We start from the raw sequence: 23172 nt of genomic DNA, 5'->3' as shown, positions 1-23172 counted from the left end.
CCCCGACATTCGGGGGCGTTTTCGTTTAGCACGATCGCGTGCGTTACACATCGCGTGGCGGCAAGGCCTCTCGGACGAGCGCGAAATCCGCCCCCTCGTGATGGCCGCGCTCCGACAATATCCGTTTCCATCGCCGCGCACCGGGTTGCCCCGCAAACAGCCCCAACATGTGGCGCGTCACCTGTGCAATCTTGCCGCCCGCCGCGATGTGCCGCCCGATGTGGTCCTCCATCGCAAGCGCCACCTCTTCGCGCGACAGGGGCGTGCGCGGGTCGCCAAACACCGCCCGATCCGCATCCCCCAGAATGTCGTACGGGGTATGATAGGCCGCTCGCCCGACCATCACCCCGTCCATATGATCCAACGCGCCGCCCACCTGCGCCAGTGTGGTGATGCCGCCGTTGATCGACAGGTGCATATCGCCAAACCGCGCCTTCATCGCGTGCACCAGATCATAGTCCAACGGCGGAATATCGCGGTTCTGTTTCGGCGACAGCCCGTCGAGCCATGCCTTGCGCGCGTGGATTTGCATCCGCGTGATCCCTGCGGCGCGCATGGTGTCGATAAAGGCGGGCAAAACCGCATGGGCGTCCTGATCATCCACACCGATGCGGCATTTGACGGTCACAGACACATCGCCCGCCGCCGCCTGCATCGCGGTGACACACTGCGCCACCAGATCGGGGGATTTCATCAACACCGCACCAAAGGCCCCCGATTGCACACGGTCGGACGGGCAGCCGACGTTGAGGTTCACCTCGTCATAGCCCTCGTCAACGCACATCTTGGTCGCCTCGGCCAACTCGCGCGGATCAGAGCCGCCAAGTTGCACCGCAACGGGATGCTCGACGGCGTTGAACGCAATCAAATGCCGCGCCCCGCCACGCACCAACGCAGGGGCTGTCACCATCTCGGTATACAACAGCGCATGGCGCGACATCACACGGTGAAACACCCGGCAATTGCGGTCGGTCCAATCCATCATCGGTGCGACGGACAGTTTTGCGCTTTTGCAAATATCTGTTTTGGTTGAATTATCCATTATCATACGCACGTGTTCGACTGTGTCAGTTGTTATGTGTCCGGCCTGTTTTGCCTGTCTCGCACAGATAAGCATTAAAAGAAAAGACAAATGGGATCACGGTGGCGCTGACAGGACATCTGCACTCACCGTCCCTTATCGCAGATAACAAACACCCGTTCGCCCCATATCCCCCGTTTTGACACAAAATTTGGCGGGCCGCATCTTGGCGAGCGGCAGAGAGGGTCCCGAATTTTGGCTCGCACATGTAGACCCCGCCGGAAAGTGGGCCTATGCCACATTTTTGTTCGCTTGGGCGCATATGAATCGCCGCCGTGCTCCAAATTGGTTAATACGGTGCACACAAGGCGAGAGTGAGGTCCGGAATTGATTTCTACAACTGCGATAAAAGACGTTCTAATGCTGACGCCCCGCCGGTTCGGCGACCATCGCGGATTCTTTTGCGAGAGTTGGAACGCCGCCACGTTAGAGGCACAGGGCGTGCATTTGCCCGCCTTTGTGCAGGACAATCATTCCCTCTCACATGAGGCCGGCACCGTGCGTGGCCTGCATTTCCAAAGCCCCCCCCACGCACAGGGCAAACTGGTGCGGTGCGGTCGCGGCGCGATTTTCGACGTTGCGGTCGATGTGCGCAAAGGCTCGCCGGACTATGGCAAATGGGTCGGCGAGACCCTGTCGTTCGAGAACGGCAAACAGCTCTGGATCCCCGCGGGGTTCCTGCACGGCTTTATGACACTCGAACCCGATAGCGAAATCATCTACAAATGCACCGACCACTACGCACCCGACTGTGATGGCGCGGTGCGGTGGGACACATGCGGCATCGCGTGGCCGCTCGGCAACGTCACGCCTTGCCTGTCCGACAAAGACGCAACAGCACAACGCTTTAACGCGTTCGACAGCCCCTTTACCTACGAGGCTCCAGAATGAAACTGATGATCACAGGCGGCGCGGGATTTATCGGCTCCGCCGTTGTGCGTTTGGCCATTGCGCGCGGCCATGATGTCGTCAATCTCGACGCGCTGACCTATGCCGCATGCCTCGACAATGTGGCCGGTGTCGCGGACAGTGCGCAGTATACCTTCGAACAGATCGACATCCGCAACCGTGCCGCCCTCGACGCCTGTTTTGCCAGACACGCCCCCGACGCGGTGATGCATCTGGCCGCCGAAAGCCACGTGGACCGCTCGATCGACGGGCCGGCGGATTTTATCGAAACCAACATCACCGGCACGTTCAACATGTTGGAGGCGGCGCGCAGCTATTGGCTTGGCGCGGGGAAACCTGACGCGTTTCGCTTCCACCACATCTCGACGGACGAGGTGTTCGGCTCGCTTCCTGCGGATCCTTGCGTGCAGTTCACCGAAAGCACACCCTACGATCCGCGCTCGCCCTACTCCGCGTCCAAAGCGGCCTCCGACCACCTCGTGCGCGCATGGCACGAGACCTACGGCCTGCCCGTGGTTCTGACCAATTGCTCCAACAACTACGGCCCCTACCATTTTCCCGAAAAACTCGTCCCCGTGGTGATCCTGAACGCGCTTGCGGGCAAACCGCTACCGATCTACGGCGACGGGTCAAACATCCGCGACTGGCTCTATGTCGAGGACCACGCCGACGCGCTTTTGCTCGTGGTCGAAAAAGGCGCGGTCGGGCGCAGCTACAACATCGGCGGCGGGAACGAGCGCTCGAACCTCGACCTCGTCAAAAGCATCTGCACCATCCTCGACCAAACCCGCCCCAAGGCCACCGGCGCCTACGCCGACCAGATCACCTTTGTTGCGGATCGCCCCGGCCATGACGCCCGCTACGCCATCGATGCGCGCCGTATTCGCGACGAATTGGGGTGGCGCCCGTCCGTGACCCTCGACGAAGGTCTCGCGCGCACCGTGGCATGGTATCTCGCCAACACGGACTGGTGGCGCGCCCTCCAGTCACGAAGCGGGGTCGGGGAACGTCTGGGGGTGAACACATGATCCTCGTCTTTGGCAAGACCGGTCAGGTGGCCACCGCATTGCGCACCGTCTTGCCGGAGGCCTATTTTGCGGGGCGCGATGACGCCGACCTGTCCACCCCTGCCGCCTGTGCCGATCTGATCGTGCGCCTTGCCCCCGACGCAGTGATCAACGCCGCCGCCTATACGGCGGTGGATGCTGCCGAAGAGGACGAGGCCACGGCGACCGTGGTCAATGGGGCGGCCCCTGCGGCCATGGCGCGGGCCTGTGCCGGTTTGGATCTCCCGTTTGTGCATATCTCGACCGACTACGTGTTCGACGGTCACGGCGATGCGCCCTTTGCCCCCGCCATGGCGACCGGACCGCTGAACGCCTACGGGCGGAGCAAACTGGCGGGCGAAGAGGCCGTGCGTGCCGCCGGCGGGCCGCATGTGATCTTGCGCACATCGTGGGTCTTTTCGGCGCAGGGCGCAAATTTCGTCAAAACCATGCTCCGGCTCGGGGCACAGCGCGACACGCTTGGCATCGTCGCCGATCAATACGGCGGCCCCACATCGGCCCGACACATAGCCGACGCATGCCAGACAATTGTCCGACAGCTTAAAGCGGCCCCTGAAAAGAGCGGCACCTACCATTTCTCGGGGGCGCCCGACACGACATGGGCGCAGTTCGCCCGCACCATTTTCGAGAGCGCCGGCCTGAGCTGCACGGTTACGGATATCGCCACAGCCGACTATCCCACGCCCGCAGCACGCCCGCGCAATAGCCGCCTTGATTGCACCTCGACACAGGCGGCATTCGGCATAGAGCGCCCCGATTGGCGTGCCGCACTCTTCGATACAATAGCGACCCTGAAAGGCTCCGCATGACACAGCGCAAAGGCATTATTCTCGCAGGCGGTTCCGGTACGCGGCTCTACCCGCTCACCATGGCCGTTTCCAAACAACTCATGCCGATCTATGACAAACCGATGATCTATTATCCGATCTCGGTGCTCATGTTGGCGGGCATCCGCGAGATTGCGGTCATCACCACCCCACAGGATCAGGACCAATTCAAACGGCTCTTGGGCGACGGTCGGCAATGGGGGCTATCGTTCACCTATATCGAACAGCCCTCCCCCGACGGCCTCGCACAAGCCTATGTATTGGCTGAGGATTTTCTTGATGGCGCACCGTCTGCCATGGTGTTGGGCGACAATATCTTCTTTGGTCATGGCCTGCCTGAAATGCTCGCGGCCGCCGACGCACGCGACATCGGCGGCACGGTGTTCGGCTATCATGTCGCCGACCCCGGACGGTATGGCGTGGTGCGTTTCGATGCACAGGGTACGGTGAAAGAGATCATCGAAAAGCCTGCGGTCCCGCCGTCGAACTACGCCGTCACCGGCCTGTATTTTCTCGATGGCGACGCGCCACGCCGCGCCAGACAGATCGCCCCCTCGGCACGCGGCGAAGTCGAAATCGTGTCGCTTCTGGAGACCTATCTGCACGACGGCACGCTGACCGTGGAACGCATGGGCCGCGGCTACGCCTGGCTCGACACAGGCACCCATGGCTCGCTGCTCGATGCGGGAAACTTCGTGCGCACCCTGTCGGAACGCCAAGGGATGCAAACAGGCTGCCCCGAAGAAATCGCGTATAACAAAGGCTGGATCGACGAGACAAGACTGTTGGAACATGCCGATCAGCTCGGAAAAACCGACTATGGAACCTACCTGAAAAGCCTGCCCCGGCAATCGCCATAAAATTAGGGGGATGCTTTCAGACGATCTCTCCTCAGCAGGAGGTTACCCATTTTCTTGTACTGACGGATTTGTTTTCATACGTTTTCGTCCGTCAAACGTATAAAGAAAAAACACCATAAGCAGTATGGTCACGAGGTGATTATAGTTAAAAAACAGGAACATGGTCGTGGATGCAAAAACGCAGAGCAACAAAATTTGTACAACTTGTCTATCGGGATAATCGTTAAACTTCAGACATTCCGTATAATGCGTATCGATTGCTCGCACTAGCATCCAACACAATCCCAATACCCCAAGCCCCCCGAAGTCGACCATGGTTTGTATGAATGACTGATGGAAATGTGGCACATCGTAATTCCGGAAAACCATATAAGTCTGGCCAACCTCAAACGCACTATTGGTTGTGAAATAGTTGCCAAACCCCCATCCAAAAATAGGTTTTTGCGCAGCCACGTCTATGCCCCACCTCCACAACAAGGTTCGACCTGTTAGCGTCGGGTCACGGTTCAGCCATTCGAGAACAGTTGGCCCCAAACGTATTGCAGCACTCACCGTCGTTAGCGCGGCAAATGCTAACATACCCAAAAATAGTTTAGATGAAATCTTGAGACCCAAGGCTAGGTTCACAACAAAGCGGATAGCAAATAGAACGGCTGACAAGATCAATCCTGTCGTTGATCCTGTCAGAAGGATGAAAAGTAGCATCAATACTAAAATTGTTTTTTTGAAAGGAATTCCTTTCGTGTCCAAAACCAATAGCATGCCGATGCCACAAAAAAGAGAAGCCATAACTTTGTGGGCAAAGAACCCTCTTATCGGATCCAGACCCAAAACGTTTAGGCGTTGGTGAGCGTCGATGTAATTCACTTTGTCAACGTTGAGAACGAACGCAATCAAACTGGCGACCACCAAAACAACGATGGTGCGACGCAAAACATCCATGAACTCTGCGAGCGTGAGGCGTTTCACACATATATACGCGAAGAGCATGTTTCCCGACAACATGATCGCGTAGGGTAAACTACTTTTGAAATTCGGTCCCGCAACAGTGGTTAATAGTACGTAAAAGATAAACGTCAGGAGTACGAGAAACGTTGAAAGCTTCATGCGGAAAGATGAGAGAAAAACTCCGCCGGTAATGGCATGCATTAGTAGCCATGATGCAATAAAGATCGCAGAGGTTGATAGGCGATCGTTGCTATTCAAGACAACAGCATTGAGGCCCATCGAAAACGCTAGATAGAGAGCAACAAAGCTTTTGAATGGTCGAATGGAAAATTTGTAGCCCATATAGCTGTGCTCGCTCCGAATTTTATTCAAACTGACTATCACGGTTAATTCTTGTCAGAAAAGGGATTTTATCTTTCTGGCAAAGGCGATCGCTTTGTCTTGATTGATCGGGCTTGCTTCTATGATTTTGGCAAAAACAGCTGCGGCATTCCATTTGAGAGATGTACCAAATTCTGCATCAATGAGTTTGCCAAGCTCTTCGCCAGCCTCTTTACGTCCCATAAAGATCAGTTTTATCTGCCGTGCGCGCAGGTCTCTGGCTATGTCTACCCAACATCCGCTTAACGCTTCTTTTAAGCCTTGGTTGGCGACGCGGGTTTTTAACGCCTCACGGTCATCATTCGACAAGCCAGCCAAGCACAGCACCAGATGCTTACTCTTGATTTGCTCCACCGATTTTTGGGGGGCGAAACTTACCCCATCCATGCGGGCATATCGAAAATAAAGGTCTTCAGGAATATAACAGGCATGACCTGTGTTGAGTAAGCGAAAGAACAGGTCCCAATCGGCACACCATTTAAATATTGGATCATACCCGCCAACAGCTAAAATCGCTTTTTTCCGATACATGACAGATCCGTGGGTGAACGGGCAAACCTCCGCGACGTTTTCCTTTTCAATGCGAACGTTTTGAAAATGCTCGTCTGAAAACTGACGCCCTGAAACCTCATCAATAGTCACAGAGCGACAGGCACAAAATCGCGCTTCTTGATCCGCTTCTAGCGCCGCAACCTGTTTCTCCAAACGATCAGGAGCGCAAGTATCGCCTGATCCCACAACGGCAATATAGTCACCTTTTGCCCGCTGGATAGCATCGTTCAACCCATTGGTTAGGCCAATGTTCGGCATGTGTTGGTAGACCGTGATACGAGGGTCTCCCAGCTCCGCTTGAACCTTTTGCAACTCCTCAAAGGTGCCGTCCGTTGAACCATCATCCCAAATCAAAGCCTCGAAATCTTCAAAGGTCTGGGAGGATATTGAAGTCAGGGTCATTCGAACGGATGATTTGCGGTTATGATATGGGCTAATCACGGTGACCTTCGTCATTTCGATTTCCTTTTGACTGGGAGGCTTGGCAAGAGGCTATCTTTGAACGCGATGTTGAAGCTTCGTCGCAGAATAATAGCGTAGCCAATAAGCAAGACATATTGTGATGACACCAGTGCGAAAGCGGCGCCGCTGAGGCCGTAGCTTGGTATAAGCGCCCAACAGAATAGAATATTTGTCACTATGGCGGCCAGGATCGCAGGGCTCCCGAGTATGGGTTTTCCCATTGCGGCAATCGCGGGATAGATCATTTTGGTTGCGGACGCAGGTGCGATCATCCAAGCGGTAATGGTCAGAACATGTCCGGCGGCACCGTACTCGTCTGATAGCAACAGGGCGGTGATTTGGGGCGCAAAAATGCTAAACAGCAGACCCGCGAGAGAGAAAATCCAAAGCACTGTACCCGCAATTCGTGCATTGCGGCGCAGGGTTGCTTGCGGATCCTTCGAGCGCACGCCATCCGAAAACAGCACAAGCCCAACGGCGGTTGCCGCTTCAATAAGCAAGTCGCCAATCCGCTGTCCGGCAAAAAACTGACCGACGGCATCTTGGGATATCATGGTTTGGATGAAGTAGAGCGAGATGCGCGCAGACAGGGTAATCAGAAACAGGTTCACCGAATAGGCCAAGCCGTGTTTTACCAAGTGGATCACCTGACGCGATGACTGAAGCGCTATTTTGTCACTGCCGCGCCATGCAAGAACGAACGTAAGGAGGCCAGCAATGGTCTGGGCAATCGCGACACTTGCAACCACGGGAAGCAATTCGATGTGCGGGGTGAGCACCCGCAAGAGTAGCACGAGGCCAAGGAGCGAAAACGGATACAGGCTGTCGCTTAACGAAAAGGCCGTAGTACGGCCAAGCCCCAATAGGATGCCTTGGAACATCATGGTTGCCATCGACCCCGCCACGGCCACGAACACAATCAGTCCGCCCGGTGTCACGCCATGCGCCGAGATTTGAGACCCGACGACACACCAAACGGCGAAAGCGGATATGACACCCAAAACGGGCAATAAAGCCAACAATGTCCCAAGCGCGTGGGCGTGGGTGATTTTGTTGACCCCGATCCACTGGGCACTGGCTTGTCGTAATCCAATGCTGCCCAACAAAGAGGCCAGAAGAACCGATGTGATCAGCAGTCCATAGGCACCAAATTGTGATGGTGACAATTCGTGCGCCAACGCGAGGAAAGTAAAGAATTGTGCACCACGCGCTGCCATACGCCCGGTAAAGACCGTTGCTATTTTTATAATAAAACTAGTCATTTACACGGCTAATCAGGGCATCCAACAGGGAGGCATCAAAACGATCCGCATCCGTAAATTCATGTGCAGGACGCTCTTCGCCTGTTTCCGTCAAAAAACGGGCTTCGCAGTCCATTTTATAACCTGTTCGCTCGAACACAGTTTGACGGGTATAGGCAATCAGGGCCAACACGTCATCTGACGTCGCATTGCCTCGATTCACGATGAAATTTGCATGTAGTGGCGAGATTTGAGCCCCCCCCAATGCGACCCCCTTAAGGCCCGCGTCTTCAATCGCTTTACCAGGGGGACCAACGGTCTCATACATCGCCGGGTTTGATAAAAAAGTTGATCCGCAGTTGGGTAAGTTCTTGGGAAATTTCTTACGGCGCGAGGCCATGATGTCAATTTGGTCCCTGCGGATTTGCGAAACATCGCCATTGGCAAGCACAAGCTCTACCTCGGTTATGACAACACCAGCACCTTGAAGAGCCGAATGTCTGTAGGAGTAACCGAGTTCTTCTTGCGTGTAGTCACGGATGCTGCTGTCAGGCAGCACACAGGTCACCCGACGAACATGGCTACCAACACCTTTACGCTGACTTCCGCCATTCATCAAAACAAGACCACCAAGCGTGCCCGGGATGCCTACGACATGTTCGAGGCCGGTCAACCCTGCGTTCGCCAGACACTTGGCCATATATGGGACCCAGATACCCGCCCCGCATGTAACTCTCGTGCCGCTGATCTCTATCTTCGACATCGGCGCCCCGATTTTCATGACGACGCCGCGAAAGCCCTTGCTGTCAATCAGCATATTAGATCCGTCGCCCATGACGAACAACGCAACATCGTGCGCTTTGCATAGCTGCACAACCTGCGCCACCTCTGTGGTGGAGTGAGGGCAGACAACGATGTCTGCATCTCCGCCAATTTTCCACCGCGATATCGGCGCAAGAGGTACGTCAAAGCCGACATCCTTGAGGCCAAGAGACCGGATCTCGTTCATAAAGAGCGGGGAGAAAGGTGACACTACTGCGCGGCCTTTCTGCCTTCGTGAATCTCGATGCGTCCCCCGATAGAGGCAAGCTTGTCAGCAAGGCCATTGTATCCGCGTAAAGCCATATGAACATTCTCAATCACAGAGCGCCCATCAGCACAAAGTGCGGCCATCACCGCCGCCATAGAGCCGCGTAGATCCGTTGAATCCGCAACACCCGGTTTGAATTGTGCCGGACCACGCACGACAATTTTACCGGTTTCCGCGTCCAAATGGTCGCCGGAGACGAGTTTGGCCAATTCGTGCACGAATGCGATACGATCAGGGTAGCGATAGTCGAAAATCCGTGACGTCCCCTCGGCTTTGAGTGCGAGCATCACAAAAAAGGACTGCATATCCGAGATGACACCAGGGTGCGCACCACATGCCAGTTCAAAAGGTTGAACGGAGCCGGACGTGAGACAATCAGGGGTGACGTGAATCGAGTTCTGGTTTTGAAAGAAATCAATCCCCGCGTGACGCATATGCAAAAGAGGCACCTCCATACTGCTGAAAGGTACGTTCTCGATCGTAAGTTCGCCGCCCGAAATAGCGGCGTACACCAACCAGGTCAAAGCCTCGATCCGGTCGCTCATCACGGACATGTGGGTCCCCCCCAATGCGCCCCCGCGCCCATCAACGACGATATGGCTAGCCCCGGAGACCTCGATTTCAGCACCCATACGACGCAAGAATTTGATAAGGTCTTCGATCTCGGGCGTTATGTAGGCATTATAAATACGCGTTTGCCCTTTGGCGATTGCCGCAGACATCAGCGCATTTTCTGTGCCGCCCACTGTGGACTTCGTAAAATGGACGTCACCGCCTACAAACCCTTGTTGCGCACTAATCTCGATATGATCGTCTTTCTCGACAACAGTTGCGCCGAGCGCCTCCCAGACGAGAATGTGTTGATCATAGCCGCGCCCCCCTCCGGAGCCACCACCGATCGGGCACCCGCCAGGATAGGGAATTCGGGCCATTCCGGATCGAAGGATCTGCGCAGCAGTCAGAAGGTACGTTGTTCTGATAGGAACATCATAATCGTCGCGCGTGAGGAGCCGGGTCTTGAGCGACGTCGCATCAATTTGCGCGGTTTCAGTAGCATGATTGATGCTGATCTGCGCCCCTAGCTTTTCACAAAACCCGATTTTGTGCCCTACATCAACAAGTCGGGTCGGGAAATTGCGTAGAACGACAGCCTCATCACTCAAAAGAGAGGCCGCCAAAAGCCTTGTCGCAGAATTTTTAGCCCCGCTTACACGAACTTTTCCGCGCGGCACAACGCCACCATCAATAACAGCATACATTGTCTTCTCTCCTAATTCCGTCTAAGTGGTCAAACTTGAATTTAATGTGAAAAATCAACACCCTGATAGAAAATCGCATCTAGATTTCCGTATTTTCGCGTACGTGACGCAATCCAGAGCACGTGCCGACTGGTAACAAAATACCGCCTGAACAATTGTTCGGGGTTGGCCAACAATCGCTGAAGCCGCTCGATGTCTACATCCTGCATCCATGTCGTGGCACGTTTAGAATGCCCCGTAATGTAATCAAAACAGACACCGCAAGTGATCCCCCATGTGGCGCCTAGCCGATCGCTCCATCGCATCGCAAAGTCTTGTTTAAAAGGCTTCCCCAAGGCACCCCGGACAAAATTTGCCCTGAATTTATTGATGTCAGAAATAATTTTGGCCTCCTCTGGCGGTTTGGAGTATCCGTTACGGCATCCCGCAATGTCGAGTTTGGGATAGAGACACGACAGTTCCGCAGCACATCGTTCCGTCACCTCGTCACTGGCCCCCAGTAAGTAAAAGGAATATCCTTCAACATCAAAGTCCTGCGGAAAATCATGTGCCATGCCTGTGGTTGCAAACCGCGCGAAGATTTGTGGCGCCTTAAGCTTTCGCGACCGCGCGGCGATGGAACCGCTTTCCGCGAGAAGAACGGCTGCGTGTTCATTTCCAAACAATTATGCTTGTCCAAAGCCCATTCCCAACTGTCCTTTAGTATCGTTCTTGATCAAATACATTTTCGCATAACGTCTTTCGTTTTCATAACGCCTTTCAACCGATAGAGCCACGTCAAACTGAGCTACACCCAATAGATGGGCAGGATCTGTCATAAATCAGGCAAATCTGTACACCCGTTGATCGGGGCTGGCTGCTTCGTGGCCACCCGTAAATCACAGCGGAAGGTTGGCCACAAAGCGCGGAATGCGGTAGACGAGTGATGTAGACCCCGATCCATTTCTGATCCCTGCCTGGCCCCCTGATCCGGTCTTCCGGACATCTCCCCCTTCGCGCCCATCCCAAATCGGCCCGCCAACGTACGGACCGTTTCCTCGCGCTTCAGCGCCTCTAACACGACACTGGTCTTAAACTCTGGGGGAACATTGCTTCCGTTTGAACACACCGGATCTCCTTCGTCGTGAAGATCAGCAGGTTACAAGTCACGGCTTACGTTAGTACTCTATTTTCAGGGGGGAGTTCAGTGCGAAGCCTGACGCTTACTGACACCTGTTTTAATAGCATTTTGTATGCAACTTGTGCATTTGTACGCCTCCGGGCAGTCGGTCGAGGCCGTTGCGTTCAAGAGTTCAAGCCCCCCTCATCCGAGACCTTGATGCCATGCAAGTTTCTCCACCCAAGGCGGATAATTTGCCGGAAGTCTCCAAAATCCCTGCATTCCTCCATAGCGAAAGAGACGGAGCCGTTCAAGGCGGCTCCATCTCTATCACGTTTGCGGTTCGGTTGTGCGGCATATTTAGGCGTATTTACAGGGTGGCCTACTCGAATTCCAGCTTTGTAATCTTACCAGACAGGCCGGCGGGCCAATATCCGTCCACAACAGATTGTGCGGAATAGACGGTCTGTGCGCCACTGTCGAACGTCGCGGTCACATCATATGTCCCGCTGATGCCGTTGACCGTTGGCACGTCCGCCGCACGCGTCTGGGCGCTCGCGCCCGTATCGACAAAGCTTGTCGCTGTACTGCCCGCCTCGATCTGCACACCGAGCACATGCACATTCCTGCCCGAAACGGCGCTATCCGGCCCGACACCCAGTTGCACCGATCCGCTGAAGTTCGGCACGAATGTCGCCTCGATCAATCGCGTTTGACCATCGGCCAGAACGGTTTCGGAAATGTTCGCCACGCTGCCCGCCGCAGACGTGGAGGTCGCAAGCGCGCCAAACGCGCCGATAATGCGTGTTTCGGCCCCGCTCATCGTATCGCGAAACACAAGACGCATTCGACCCGAGCTACCCGATTGCGCAAAGACCGACACCCTGTAGCTCACCCCTGATGTGATCGACAACAGTTGGAGCGCGCGATGCCAGTCCGCCCCTCCCGACGCAACAGTAATGCCCGAGAAATAACCCAACGCGGGCGCACTCCGGTTGGTCACGACGGTTGGCGACAGAGCACTCCACGTTGCCGCGGTCGGACGCGCATACGGCACCAGATTGACCGCCTCGGGTTCGACCAACAGGTATGTGCCGGCGACACCCGTCTCGAGGCGCGCGATATCCACACCAACCGTCGCAAGTGTGGCGGGCGTGGCATAGTGCGTCGCTCCAGATGCACGCGTCAAAGCAAGCCGCGCGGGGACCACCCCACCGGCGAAGGACAAACTGCGCCCGCTTGGCCGCTGCCGCAGAGCAAGAGCAGGGAGACTAAAGCTTGCACCAATCATGGCTTACAACACCAACGCATGAATGCCGGTCGCGGTCGTGCCGGTCGCATCCACGCGGCGCACGCCAACGGGAAGGATAGCGTTGTCGGGAAGTGTTACGCTTCGGCTCCCGCCGCCGGCACTCACGAACGCAACTGTACCACCGCCCTCGACATAAAGAGCAACAGCCACGTCCACCAGGTCGATGCTGTCGGAGGGTGTGACCGCAATAAGATCACGCGCCGGACCTGAAAGCGGAAGGGAACGGTTTTGGAAGGGATCGGACATGTTTGTCTCCTGTGAGAATGCGCTCTACCCGAAGGCACAACAGCTTTAAAATCAGGAGGACTGTCTCATAGAGAATTTTATCGCACCCTAGCAGGGCGTACCGTGGGGTTTCCCGGACCTGAAGGCAGCGTGCGTTGCGCACTCATGCGCGATCGGTCAGAGCGATCCACAAGGCATGGGGGCTACTGGTGAGGTAGCGCACAAACAGCTGACGGGGATTGGTGACAAGACGGTACACCCACTCCAGATGGGTCTTCTGCATCCACATTGGCGCACGCGAATAATGCCCCGTAATGTAGTTGAAACACCCGCCACAGGTGACAATCCACGCTGTCGCGTCAAGCCGGTCACGCCACCGAAGTGCCACTTCCTGCTCTTTCGGTTTTCCAAGGCCGAGCCATATCACATCAGGTTGGACACGATTGATGTCGGCGATAATTTCGTCCTCGTCCGACATGTCAAAGTACCCATTGCGCCGCCCGACGATATTGAGGCCGGGGTACAGCTCGAGAAGCTTCTCCGCGCACTGTTGGTTCACCTCTTCGGTCGCCCCCAGAAGGTAGAAGCTCTTGCCAGAGTGCATGAAACTGGCCGCGAAATCGTGAATCATATCGGTGGTGGCAGAGCGTTCGGGGATCGTGTTTTCACAAAAATATCTGGACACCGGCAGAAGAAAACCGCCATCGGCATGGATAATATCCGCTTGTGCCACAACGTCACGGAAATGCCGGTCCCGTCGCGCCAACGAAAGACCGTGGCCGTTTACATCCATCACAAGCTTGGGACGCGTCACGCCATGCTCGATATCGTCGAGACAAAGCTCGAGCAGCTCTTGACGCGTTGCACATTGAATCGAGAAATCCCCAATTCGGCACGATGACGGAGGCTTGGCACGATGTGTCACTGAATACCTGAACTCTTAATTGCTTCAAATACGGGCTGATTAGCTCAAAACGCCACGTAACAAAAGGAATTTTAGCGGATGTCGCACAATCGCGTTCGCCGGAGCCGGTGTGGAAACGGGTGAAACGCACAAGAGATCACGGCCACGGGTAAACGCCGATCACCGGACCGTGCAGCGCGATAAGTACGACGTAGATCACAGCCCCGATGATCAGACGGCGGATCATTGCGCGGCGTGCGTGCGGCGCGGGACGCCATGTCGCCGCGCGGGTCTGTGCCAACAGCGGCGCGTAGGCCGCGCCCATCTGACGCCGTTTGCGCCGGTTGATAATCGCCATGCCCAAAACGGCAAACCCCGCAAAGGTGCCGAACAGGATCACATGCGCCAGATCGCCATTTGGCACCATATGCGCGGCGGCCCAGGCCGCGAGACCGACGAGCAAGGGATGGCGGGTAAAGCGCACCAGTTCGGGATGCGCGGCGTCAAAGGTCTCGTTGCGCGCCCCGCCAAAGGAAAACGGATTGGGGCGCCCGATGGTCAGCGCCAACACCATCACAACGTCGAACATCACAAACAAAGTGAACACAGCCGCCCACGCCGGCGCATCCCACACCACCACAAAGGGCGCACGCCCCGCCGCCCCGATCAGCCAGACAAGGATGGCCGTGGACAGGACCGAATAGCCGATCGTGAACCCCCGCGCCCCGATCCGTGCCACAACCCACCCTTTGACGGCGGGGCGCACGGGGATCGCGTGGCTTAGCAAAAACACCGCAAAGGCGCTGATAAATTCACCCCATCCTGACATCGTGGTCACTCCTTGTGGTCCCGGTGTGGTCCCGGTCTGATTTTGGCATGGTTCGGTTCAGGCGTAGTTCGGTTCAGGCGTGGTCTATGGCAACGGTTTGCCCCGTAGCCGCCGAGTGTTTCACCGCTTCGATCACGGCAAGAGCGGCCAACCCGTCCGCGCCACTGACAAGCGGGGCGGCCTCGCCCCTGATCACATCGCCGAAATGCGCGGCTTGCCGGATCAGCGGGTCGTCAAATTCGAAAACCGGCTTGGTCATGGAGATGGGATCCCACCACCCGTTGGCACCGTCATGTGCCCAAACAGCAAGATTGGGCAGCGCCAAAGACCCGTCGGTGCCGCCGATCCAGTAACAGTTTTCCGAGGTGGCCGCGTACTGGTCATTCTCGCGGGCGGTCAATTCCCATGACCATGGCGCGGCGGCGGCGTCCGACACATTCACCGTCCCGAGCAATCCAGAACGAAATTTGAGCAAAATGACAGCCGTTTCCTCGACCGCATAGCCGCGCACGAAATTGCTCTCCATCGCATGCACGCTCTCGATTGGACCACACAGCGCATGGAGCAAATCGATATCGTGGATCAGGTTGAGATACACAGGGCCTGCGCCCTTTTCACGCCGCCATGCCACGTCGAAATAGGGCTCGGGTTTGAGAAACCATGTCTGGGCCTGCACCGCGGTCAACTGGCCAAGCTTACCGGATTTAACCACATCTATCGCCTTTGCAATCAACGGGTTGTGCCGGCGGTGATGGCCTGTGAGCAAAGCGACCCCTGCGGCTTCGGCCGCCGCCAGAACCACGCGGCCTTCGGCCAGATCGGTGGTGAACGGCTTTTCGACCAACGCCGGAAGGCCCGCCGCGATACAGGCCTGTGCAGTCGCCGCATGGGCCACATTCGGCACGGCAAGGATCACCCCGTCGGCGCATTTCGCCGCGAACATCGCCTCAAGTGTTTCGTACCACGGCACATCCATCTCGCCGGCAAAGGCTCGGCCCGCCGCGGTGGGGTCCACAATCGCCGCGAGGCACACCCCCGCCGCCGCCCTCACCGCCGTGGCGTGGCGTTTTCCGATCAGGCCCGCACCCGCAATTGCAATCCGTGTGGTCATGCCACTCTCCCTCAGCTGTCCGTTCGGTCACGCGTCCGGCGTTAAATCAACGATCCCATGTGCTGCGTGGCAAGCGCATAGCCGTTCACGCCAAACCCCGCCATGACGGCATCCGCACGCATGGAAATATAGGAGTGATGGCGAAAGGATTCACGTTTGTGAACCTGACTGATGTGCAGCTCGATCACCGGCCCCTCAAAGGTGTTGAGCGCGTCCAGAACAGCCACGGACGTATGCGTGTAAGCACCCGCATTCAGGATAATCCCCGCCGCGTGTTCACGCGCCTCATGGATGAAATCGACCAAACCGCCCTCGTAATTGGATTGCATCATCTTGATCGCGAACCCGCCCGTTCCGGCGACAGCGGCACACATGCGCTCGACATCCTCAAGCGTATCATGGCCGTAAATATCCGGTTGGCGCTTGCCGAGCAAATTCAGGTTCGGGCCATTCATAATGTAGACAGTTTTGGTCATCTCGGTGTCCTTTTTCTATCACGCGGGTGCCATGTGATTTTGGCAATCGTCCACGCCGGTGCGCCCTGTAATGCGCCCCTATTCGATATGCCCGATTAGGCTGCGTGACGCTAGGCCCGTGCGCACAGATTTTGGTGACGGATGGCGAATTCGCGGGAAAGCGCCCGACGCATCACCGCAGGCGTGCTGCCGGCATGTTGTTGGCGCCTTAGCTGATGATCTCGAACTTATGCACATCGACCATGCCGCGGTCGGTGATTTTAAGCGCGGGGATCACCGGCAAGGCCAGAAAGGCCAGTTGCAAAAACGGCTCCTCGAGTGTGACGCCCAAGGACCGCGCGGCGGCCCGCAATTCAATCAGTTGCGCATGGACTGCCTCGAACGGCTCAAGGCTCATCAACCCTGCCACGGGCAAGGCCAATTCGGCCAACACCTTGCCCTGATGCACCACGACAAAGCCGCCCTCGATCTCGCCCAGACGGGTCGCAGCCACGGCCATATCGTCGTAATCAACACCGACACAGGCAATGTTGTGATGGTCGTGACAGACGGTCGAGGCAATCGCTCCCGCCTTCATCCCGAACCCTTTGACAAAGCCGCTTGCGATATTGCCGTTTTTGCCATGGCGCTCGATCACGGTGATCCGCGTCAGGTCACGCGCGGGATCAGGCCGTTTGTCACCGTCCACAATCGGCACCGTCTCAGACAGGTGCGCGGTGATGATCTTGCCCTCGATAATGCCGATCACATCGGTCTGTTCGCGGTTGCCGCCGGTGCGAAAACTCTGCGCTGTGACACGCGGCGCCCGAACCGAATTGCGGGCCACGGGCGCAAGGATGTCACGCGCGGCAAAGGCCGCATCCGTGACCTCGACCCCGCCCGCAAAGACCATCGACGCGTGACAGCCCTCCAAACTGTCGATCACCACAATATCGGCCCGTTTCGAGGGCGCGATCATGCCGCGATCCTTGAGGCCAAAGGCCTCCGCCCCCGACAGTGTGGCCGCGCGGTAAACGGCAACCGGCGAACAGCCAAACGCGATCAATTCGCGGATCATATGGTCCAGATGCCCCGCCTCGGCGATGTCGAGCGGATTGCGGTCATCGGTACACAGGCACATGTAGGCCGAGGTCAGATCGGTCAATAACGGATGCAACGCGTGCAGGTCTTTGGACACCGACCCCTCGCGGATCAGGACCCGCATCCCCTTGCGCAGTTTTTCGCGGGCCTCCTCGACCGTAGTGGCCTCGTGTTCGGTGCGGATGCCTGCGGCGATATAGGCGTTCAGGTCGCGGCCCGACAGCTGCGGACAATGCCCGTCGATATGGGCGTCCTCGAACAGGCGCAGTTTTTTCATCGCCTCCGGATCGCGGTGGATCACACCGGGGTAATTCATGAATTCGGCCAGACCGATGGCCGACGGATGGCCCGTCACCTGTGCCAGATCATCGGCCAGAAGCGTAGCCCCCGAGGTCTCCATATGGGTGGACGGCACACAGGACGACAGCTGCACACGGATATCCATCAAGGTGCGCTCGGAGGCCGACTGGAAATAGCGGATACCATCGAGGCCGATCACATTGGCGATTTCATGGGGGTCGCAAATTGCCGTCGTGACCCCGCGCGGCGTCACGCAGCGGTCAAATTCAAACGGGGTGACAAGCGAGCTTTCGATATGCAAATGCGTATCGATGAACCCCGGCACAAGGATCTTGCCCGACACGTCGATCTCGCGTTTGCCCGTGTAGCTGTCAAACACGCCCGCGATGCGGTCACCGCAAATGGCCACATCCCCCTGCAACAACGCCCCCGTCATCAGATCGAAAATGCGCCCGCCCTTGAGAACGATATCGGCGGGCATATCCCCGCGGGCTTGGGCAATTCGGGTGTCCAGATCGCTCATCTCGGGCCTCTTTTCAGGTTCGGTGCGGGTTTAGCTGCTGCTTGGCATGTCCACATGCGGCACAACTTCGTGCGCACACGATAACAGGTTCACCGCCGCTGCCAATTCCTGATGTGGCAAAAGCCAGACCACCCGCGCCCCCTCGCCCACGTCAAACATGGCCCGTTTGGCGGCATTCATGGCGTCCGCCATCTCGAACCGTTCGGCATCGCGCCGCGCCAGTTCCAACAGCGCCGTGTCGCCACGCCGATGGATCACCACATCCGCCTCTTGCAACCGTTGCACCGCCCGCAGCGTCATCAGATCGGCCATGCGCGATGTGTACGGCACCACGCTCAACAGCCCCTCGTCATCCCCATCGGGCGAGCCGTGTTGGCCAATTGCCTTGCCAATCATTTCGGCGGCTTGGGTCTCATGGCCCGTGGCAAACATGTGGCGCGGCGGTCCGGCAAAAACCCACCGCCAGAATGCGCGCCGCTGTTCCTTTGGCACCAAACGCGCCACCGTGGGGCGCAATCCGCCCGCAACACGCACGAGCCGTCCCAAATCCGGTTCCAGAATTTGCTCGATCCGCGTTTTGATTTGACGGCCCAAAATGGGTGCGGCCCCTTCGGTTCCGATCGCCACCACAAGCGGGCTGCGGTCCACGATGGAGGGCGTATTGGCCTCGCACAAATGCGGCTGATCCACCACATTGACCAAGGCACGGGCCGTGCGCACGAGCGGATGCAGGCTCGCATCAATCCCGGGACATCCGGTGGCGAGAAAAACCAGGGCCGCCCCCTCGAACGTCACCACGCCAAGCGGCCCGTCTGCGTGGATCACATCGCCCAAGGCAACCAACTGACGCAATTCGTGGCACAACTCGGGGGCGTGAACCGTAATCCGCGCACCGGATTTGCGCAGCAGGCGCACTTTCTGCGCCGCTGTTTCGCCACCGCCCACAACGATCACGTCACGGTCGGCCATTCGTAAAAACATCGGGAAAAAGTTCATTGTGCGCCTTGGTCAAAGTGGCGCGATCACGGGCGTCGCGCTGTGGCCTAAAGTTGACCGTGTGGTCCATCTTTACAAGAGCACCGTCACCAAAAAGTCAACGTTTTCGCGAAATCCGCACACAAACGCACAGAGTTTTATCATGTGGCCCGAACGTGGAACATCGACCCCCGCACATGTCGGCGGCTCAGCCGGTCGTTTTGGCCACCATCGCGCGGGCGCCATGCGCGACCAACCCCTCATAGGCCTGTGTCAACGCGTCGACAAAGGCGGCGTTGGAGGCCAGAGCGACGGGAAAGACCTGCTCTACCGACAAAAGGTTTGTGACGGCCTCAGCGGGGGTTTTGGCGGCGTCCGACAGTGCCTTGAGACGCGCGGCCAACGGGGCGCGCACATCAATCGCGCCGCCCGTCTCGTCCACCCCGCCCACGTAGCGCATCCATGCCGCCACCGCGAGCACAAGCCCCGTCATCGGCCGCCCGGCGGACAGGCCTTCGCCCAGTTGGGTCAGGATGCGTTGCGGCAGTTTTTGCGACCCGTCCATCGCAATCTGCCATGTCAAATGACGGATCGCGGGGTTTTGATACCGCGCCAGAAGCGCAGCGGCGTAGGCGGTCAGATCGACGCCCTCGGGTGGGGTCAGGCCGGGAACAATCTCATCGCGCCACAGTCCCGTGACATAGGCGGCATAGGCGGGTTCGGCCACGGTGTCGCAAATCGTCTCGAACCCGCCGAGATAACCCAGATAGGCCAGAGACGAGTGCGTGCCATTGAGACAGCGCAGTTTCATATCCTCAAAAGGCGTCACGTTTTCAACGAGTTCAACACCAACGGCCGCAAAATCAGGGCGCACACCATCGACAAAATCATCCTCGACCACCCATTGGCGAAACGGTTCCATCATCACGGGAGAGGCATCGTATTTGCCAATGTCCGCGCCCAATGCCGCGATGTCCTCGGGTTTGGTCGCAGGCACAATACGGTCCACCATCGTGGCGGGGAAACGGCATTCGGCGGCGATCCAGTCGCGCAGGCTCTCGTCAATCAACCCCGCGAGTTCCAACACAACGCCACGCACAACACGGCCATTCTCGGGCAGGTTATCACAGGTCAAAACGGTGAACGGGCGCAGCCCCGCCGCACGTCGAATTTCGAGCGCCCGGACCAGAAACCCGAGCGCCGAAGCGGGATTGGCGATGTCGGCCAAATCTTGTTTAATGTCAGGATGCGCCTGATTGAGACGCCCTGTCGAGGGTTCGTGGCAATAGCCTTTTTCGGTGACGGTCAGCGTGACGATTTTCACCGCCTCATCCGCCATCGCCGTGAGCACGGCAGCAGGATCATGGGGGGCCACAAGCACGTTCTGAACAACCTCGACATGATGGGGAATACGGCCCGTGGGCGCCAGTTCAAGCGCGGTATAGGCGCAGCCTTGCGGCATGAGGCGCTGTGCCTGTGTCGGGCTTTTGAGCGACACGCCGACAATGCCCCAATCGCCCCCTGATTTGGCCATTGCCTCGGCGATATAGATCGCCCCATGCGCACGGTAAAACGCGCCAAGGCCAAGATGCACCACACCCACAGCGGGTTTGGCGGCATCGGAACGGGTGAGACGCGGGAGGGCGGTGACATCGGTCATGGGATCAGCCTTTTGGAAACGGGACGCCCCCGCGCACGGCACGGAGGCGTCAAAGTCATTGTATCCGGATTAACGGGCGAGCCACCCGCCATCCACATTGAGGACAGCGCCGGTGACGTATTTGGCGGCCTTGGAGCACAGGTAAGCGGCGGTGCCGCCAATGTCCTCGGCCTCGCCCCAACGGCCCGCCGGAATACGCGCCAAAATCGCCGTGTTGCGCTCTTCGTCGGCGCGCAGCGCTTCGGTGTTGCTGGTGGCGATATAGCCCGGTGCGATGGCGTTGACGGTGATGCCACTGGCCGCCCATTCGTTGGCAAGGATTTTCGTGATCCCCGCCACGGCATGTTTGGAGGCCGTATAGGCAGGCACACGAATGCCGCCTTGGAACGACAGAAGCGAAGCAATGTTGACCACTGCGCCGCCCTGCCCCTGTGCGATCAATTCACGCCCGAAGGCCTGACAGGTAAAGAACAGCGCCTTTTGGTTCACGTCGATCACCGCGTCCCAATCTTCCTCGCTATAGTCCACACTATCGGCGCGGCGGATGATGCCGGCGTTGTTGACCAGAATGTCGATCCCCGCCCCTTTGAACACGTCCTTGGCCGCCATGGGATCGGCGAAATCAAGCAACAGGCTCTCACCGCTACCGCCCGCAGATTCAATCGTTGCAACAGTCTCGTCACAGGCACGCCGTCCCGCACAGATCACATGCGCGCCTTGGCCCGCGAGGGCAACGGCGATGGCCTGACCGATGCCCGTGTTGGCACCGGTCACAAGGGCGCGGCGGCCGTTCAATGAAAACAGATCAGACATCATAGCCCCCTTAACGCATCTCGGACGGTTGCACGAAATCCATGTCGGTGTAATCGACATTGTCCCCTGCCATCGCCCAGATAAAGGTGTATTTGCCGATGCCCGCGCCCGAGTGGATCGACCATGTCGGCGACACGATCGCTTCCTCGTTGGCGACGAACATGTGGCGGGTTTCTTGGGGTTCACCCATCAGGTGCAACACGCGGCTCGCCTCGTCCATCCCCCAATAGAGATAGGCCTCCATGCGGCGGTCGTGGACGTGCGCGGGCATGGTGTTCCAGACGGAACCTTCGTCAAGGGCGGTATAGCCCAAAACCAACTGACAGCTTTTCATCACGAGCGGGTGGATGAACTGGTTGATCGTGCGTTTGTTGGAGGTTGCCGCATCGCCCAATTCCATTTTGACCGCATCGGCGACCGTGACAAGCCGCGAGGGATAGGTGTGGTGCGCGGGACAGGAGGTGATGTAGAACCGCCCCTGCCCTTTGAACGTCACAGCGCCCGACCCCATACCGAGATACAGCACATCGCCCTCGTCCATGGCGTAGCTTTCGCCATCGGCCTCGACCGTGCCGGCGCCACCGATATTGACGATGCCCATTTCGCGGCGCTCGAGGAAGGTCGCGGTGCGGGTCTCTTCGACCTTATCCAGAGTCAGCGCCCCGCCCGCAGGCACAGCACCGCCCACCGTAAAGCGGTCGTAGTGGGTGTAGACGAGATTGATCTCGCCGTCTTTGAACAGACTCTCGCACAGGAAATTGTCACGCAGGGCCTGGGTATCCATACCTTTGGCGTGTTCGGGGTGGATGGCGTGGCGGGTTTCGACATTGAGGATCGTCATAGGATCATCCTTTTGAACGTAAATTAGAGGAAGTCGTCACGGCGCGGCGTGAATGAGTCTACTAGTATGCCAGATTCAAGGCAGACACAACCATGCTTCGCCCCCGAGGGAATGACAAAACTGTCCCCCGCCTTGACCTCGAACGGGTCGCCATCAATGGTGAACACAAACCGCCCGCTTTGCACATAGGTGGACTGGACATGCGGGTGGGCATGGACACGGCCCTCGCCTTCGCGCGCAAACCCAAAGGCGACAACCATCAGGTCCTCACTGTCCGCCAGAACCTGACGGGTAACGTGGTCGTTCACCTGAACACAGGGGAAAGATTTTACATGGCTCACGTAACG

The 23172-nt window shown here is 57.7% G+C and carries 23 protein-coding genes; 4 read left to right on the top strand and 19 right to left on the bottom strand.

The annotated features are described in order from the left end of the window. Positions 1 to 43: 43 nt before the first annotated feature. Positions 44 to 1042: a tRNA dihydrouridine(20/20a) synthase DusA gene (dusA, locus tag ACN0Q0_RS06765; protein ID WP_417242623.1), complete on the bottom strand. Its 999-nt coding sequence runs from the start codon at positions 1040 to 1042 to the stop codon at positions 44 to 46. 366 nt (positions 1043 to 1408) lie between these two features. On the opposite strand from dusA, the gene rfbC reads away from it, so the two are divergent. From rfbC to rfbA, 4 genes are read left to right on the top strand one after another with little or no spacing between them, the layout of a single operon-like run. Continuing rightward, the gene (gene rfbC / locus ACN0Q0_RS06760) at positions 1409 to 1972 is read left to right on the top strand and encodes a dTDP-4-dehydrorhamnose 3,5-epimerase (protein ID WP_417242622.1); all 564 of its coding nucleotides are present in this window, start codon (positions 1409 to 1411) and stop codon (positions 1970 to 1972) included. Further along, the gene (rfbB, locus tag ACN0Q0_RS06755) at positions 1969 to 3018 is read left to right on the top strand and encodes a dTDP-glucose 4,6-dehydratase (protein ID WP_417242621.1); all 1050 of its coding nucleotides are present in this window, start codon (positions 1969 to 1971) and stop codon (positions 3016 to 3018) included. Before rfbC ends, rfbB begins: the two co-directional genes overlap by 4 nt. Next, entirely contained in the window at positions 3015 to 3866 is an 852-nt protein-coding gene (rfbD, locus tag ACN0Q0_RS06750; protein ID WP_417242620.1) for a dTDP-4-dehydrorhamnose reductase, read from the top strand. Before rfbB ends, rfbD begins: the two co-directional genes overlap by 4 nt. Further along, positions 3863 to 4744 (top strand): glucose-1-phosphate thymidylyltransferase RfbA, encoded by an 882-nt coding sequence (gene rfbA / locus ACN0Q0_RS06745; RefSeq protein ID WP_417242619.1) that lies wholly within the window; start codon positions 3863 to 3865, stop codon positions 4742 to 4744. Before rfbD ends, rfbA begins: the two co-directional genes overlap by 4 nt. 42 nt (positions 4745 to 4786) lie before the next feature. Here the strand turns inward: rfbA and ACN0Q0_RS06740 are convergent, their stop codons facing one another. The 18 genes from ACN0Q0_RS06740 to ACN0Q0_RS06655 form a co-directional block, all read right to left on the bottom strand. After that, positions 4787 to 6034 carry an O-antigen ligase family protein gene (locus ACN0Q0_RS06740; RefSeq protein ID WP_417242618.1) on the bottom strand — a complete coding sequence of 416 codons (1248 nt, stop codon included), beginning with the start codon at positions 6032 to 6034 and terminating at the stop codon, positions 4787 to 4789. A gap of 54 nt (positions 6035 to 6088) precedes the next feature. Continuing rightward, positions 6089 to 7081 carry a glycosyltransferase family 2 protein gene (locus ACN0Q0_RS06735; RefSeq protein ID WP_417242617.1) on the bottom strand — a complete coding sequence of 331 codons (993 nt, stop codon included), beginning with the start codon at positions 7079 to 7081 and terminating at the stop codon, positions 6089 to 6091. After that, the gene (locus ACN0Q0_RS06730; RefSeq protein WP_417242616.1) at positions 7078 to 8349 is read right to left on the bottom strand and encodes a lipopolysaccharide biosynthesis protein; all 1272 of its coding nucleotides are present in this window, start codon (positions 8347 to 8349) and stop codon (positions 7078 to 7080) included. The genes ACN0Q0_RS06735 and ACN0Q0_RS06730 overlap by 4 nt, the downstream gene beginning before the upstream one ends. Further along, positions 8342 to 9361 (bottom strand): UDP-N-acetylmuramate dehydrogenase, encoded by a 1020-nt coding sequence (gene murB / locus ACN0Q0_RS06725; RefSeq protein WP_417242615.1) that lies wholly within the window; start codon positions 9359 to 9361, stop codon positions 8342 to 8344. Before murB ends, ACN0Q0_RS06730 begins: the two co-directional genes overlap by 8 nt. Next, positions 9361 to 10677, bottom strand: a complete 1317-nt coding sequence (locus ACN0Q0_RS06720) for a UDP-N-acetylglucosamine 1-carboxyvinyltransferase (protein ID WP_417242614.1) — start codon at positions 10675 to 10677, stop codon at positions 9361 to 9363. Before ACN0Q0_RS06720 ends, murB begins: the two co-directional genes overlap by 1 nt. Before the next feature lie 41 nt (positions 10678 to 10718). Beyond that, positions 10719 to 11342, bottom strand: a complete 624-nt coding sequence (locus ACN0Q0_RS06715; protein WP_417242613.1) for a WecB/TagA/CpsF family glycosyltransferase — start codon at positions 11340 to 11342, stop codon at positions 10719 to 10721. Between the two features lie 816 nt (positions 11343 to 12158). Beyond that, entirely contained in the window at positions 12159 to 12965 is an 807-nt protein-coding gene (locus tag ACN0Q0_RS06710; protein ID WP_417242612.1) for a phage head spike fiber domain-containing protein, read from the bottom strand. A gap of 105 nt (positions 12966 to 13070) precedes the next feature. Continuing rightward, positions 13071 to 13334, bottom strand: a complete 264-nt coding sequence (locus ACN0Q0_RS06705) for a spike base protein, RCAP_Rcc01079 family (protein WP_417242611.1) — start codon at positions 13332 to 13334, stop codon at positions 13071 to 13073. Between the two features lie 142 nt (positions 13335 to 13476). Next, the gene (locus ACN0Q0_RS06700) at positions 13477 to 14127 is read right to left on the bottom strand and encodes a WecB/TagA/CpsF family glycosyltransferase (RefSeq protein WP_417242610.1); all 651 of its coding nucleotides are present in this window, start codon (positions 14125 to 14127) and stop codon (positions 13477 to 13479) included. 247 nt (positions 14128 to 14374) lie between these two features. After that, the gene (locus ACN0Q0_RS06695) at positions 14375 to 15046 is read right to left on the bottom strand and encodes an NnrU family protein (protein ID WP_417242609.1); all 672 of its coding nucleotides are present in this window, start codon (positions 15044 to 15046) and stop codon (positions 14375 to 14377) included. A 73-nt stretch (positions 15047 to 15119) separates the two neighbouring features. After that, positions 15120 to 16157: a Gfo/Idh/MocA family protein gene (locus ACN0Q0_RS06690; RefSeq protein WP_417242608.1), complete on the bottom strand. Its 1038-nt coding sequence runs from the start codon at positions 16155 to 16157 to the stop codon at positions 15120 to 15122. 41 nt (positions 16158 to 16198) lie between these two features. Further along, the gene (aroQ, locus tag ACN0Q0_RS06685) at positions 16199 to 16633 is read right to left on the bottom strand and encodes a type II 3-dehydroquinate dehydratase (protein WP_417242607.1); all 435 of its coding nucleotides are present in this window, start codon (positions 16631 to 16633) and stop codon (positions 16199 to 16201) included. 208 nt (positions 16634 to 16841) lie between these two features. Next, positions 16842 to 18536 carry an adenine deaminase gene (gene ade / locus ACN0Q0_RS06680; protein WP_417242606.1) on the bottom strand — a complete coding sequence of 565 codons (1695 nt, stop codon included), beginning with the start codon at positions 18534 to 18536 and terminating at the stop codon, positions 16842 to 16844. Between the two features lie 30 nt (positions 18537 to 18566). Then, positions 18567 to 19517: an NAD(P)-dependent oxidoreductase gene (locus ACN0Q0_RS06675; RefSeq protein ID WP_417242869.1), complete on the bottom strand. Its 951-nt coding sequence runs from the start codon at positions 19515 to 19517 to the stop codon at positions 18567 to 18569. Positions 19518 to 19719: 202 nt separating this feature from the next. Beyond that, complete coding sequence (locus ACN0Q0_RS06670; protein ID WP_417242605.1) at positions 19720 to 21171, bottom strand: mannitol dehydrogenase family protein; 1452 nt, start codon at positions 21169 to 21171, stop codon at positions 19720 to 19722. 69 nt (positions 21172 to 21240) lie between these two features. Then, on the bottom strand, positions 21241 to 21984 hold the full coding sequence (gene kduD / locus ACN0Q0_RS06665) for a 2-dehydro-3-deoxy-D-gluconate 5-dehydrogenase KduD (RefSeq protein ID WP_417242604.1): 744 nt from the start codon (positions 21982 to 21984) through the stop codon (positions 21241 to 21243). A 10-nt stretch (positions 21985 to 21994) separates the two neighbouring features. Next, on the bottom strand, positions 21995 to 22819 hold the full coding sequence (gene kduI / locus ACN0Q0_RS06660) for a 5-dehydro-4-deoxy-D-glucuronate isomerase (protein WP_417242868.1): 825 nt from the start codon (positions 22817 to 22819) through the stop codon (positions 21995 to 21997). A gap of 29 nt (positions 22820 to 22848) precedes the next feature. Continuing rightward, entirely contained in the window at positions 22849 to 23166 is a 318-nt protein-coding gene (locus ACN0Q0_RS06655; RefSeq protein ID WP_417242603.1) for a cupin domain-containing protein, read from the bottom strand. Between the last annotated feature and the right edge of the window lie 6 nt (positions 23167 to 23172).

Origin of the sequence: Celeribacter sp. (assembly GCF_048259695.1) — a bacterium.
Lineage (GTDB): Bacteria > Pseudomonadota > Alphaproteobacteria > Rhodobacterales > Rhodobacteraceae > Celeribacter.
The sequence above is the reverse complement of the archived record's forward strand: the minus strand, read 5'-3'. Positions and strand labels throughout refer to the sequence as shown.

What these genes read in the sequence shown, in the direction of transcription:
- ACN0Q0_RS06740 (WP_417242618.1), bottom strand. Translation starts at nt 6,034, where the DNA reads ATGGGCTACAAATTTTCCATTCGACCATTCAAAAGCTTTGTTGCTCTC.
- ACN0Q0_RS06670 (WP_417242605.1), bottom strand. Translation starts at nt 21,171, where the DNA reads ATGACCGATGTCACCGCCCTCCCGCGTCTCACCCGTTCCGATGCCGCC.
- ACN0Q0_RS06735 (WP_417242617.1), bottom strand. Translation starts at nt 7,081, where the DNA reads ATGACGAAGGTCACCGTGATTAGCCCATATCATAACCGCAAATCATCC.
- ade (WP_417242606.1), bottom strand. Translation starts at nt 18,536, where the DNA reads ATGAGCGATCTGGACACCCGAATTGCCCAAGCCCGCGGGGATATGCCC.
- ACN0Q0_RS06705 (WP_417242611.1), bottom strand. Translation starts at nt 13,334, where the DNA reads ATGTCCGATCCCTTCCAAAACCGTTCCCTTCCGCTTTCAGGTCCGGCG.
- rfbD (WP_417242620.1), top strand. Translation starts at nt 3,015, where the DNA reads ATGATCCTCGTCTTTGGCAAGACCGGTCAGGTGGCCACCGCATTGCGC.
- dusA (WP_417242623.1), bottom strand. Translation starts at nt 1,042, where the DNA reads ATGGATAATTCAACCAAAACAGATATTTGCAAAAGCGCAAAACTGTCC.
- rfbA (WP_417242619.1), top strand. Translation starts at nt 3,863, where the DNA reads ATGACACAGCGCAAAGGCATTATTCTCGCAGGCGGTTCCGGTACGCGG.
- ACN0Q0_RS06695 (WP_417242609.1), bottom strand. Translation starts at nt 15,046, where the DNA reads ATGTCAGGATGGGGTGAATTTATCAGCGCCTTTGCGGTGTTTTTGCTA.
- kduD (WP_417242604.1), bottom strand. Translation starts at nt 21,984, where the DNA reads ATGTCTGATCTGTTTTCATTGAACGGCCGCCGCGCCCTTGTGACCGGT.
- aroQ (WP_417242607.1), bottom strand. Translation starts at nt 16,633, where the DNA reads ATGACCAAAACTGTCTACATTATGAATGGCCCGAACCTGAATTTGCTC.
- ACN0Q0_RS06730 (WP_417242616.1), bottom strand. Translation starts at nt 8,349, where the DNA reads ATGACTAGTTTTATTATAAAAATAGCAACGGTCTTTACCGGGCGTATG.
- ACN0Q0_RS06675 (WP_417242869.1), bottom strand. Translation starts at nt 19,517, where the DNA reads ATGTTTTTACGAATGGCCGACCGTGACGTGATCGTTGTGGGCGGTGGC.
- ACN0Q0_RS06720 (WP_417242614.1), bottom strand. Translation starts at nt 10,677, where the DNA reads ATGTATGCTGTTATTGATGGTGGCGTTGTGCCGCGCGGAAAAGTTCGT.
- ACN0Q0_RS06690 (WP_417242608.1), bottom strand. Translation starts at nt 16,157, where the DNA reads ATGACCACACGGATTGCAATTGCGGGTGCGGGCCTGATCGGAAAACGC.
- rfbB (WP_417242621.1), top strand. Translation starts at nt 1,969, where the DNA reads ATGAAACTGATGATCACAGGCGGCGCGGGATTTATCGGCTCCGCCGTT.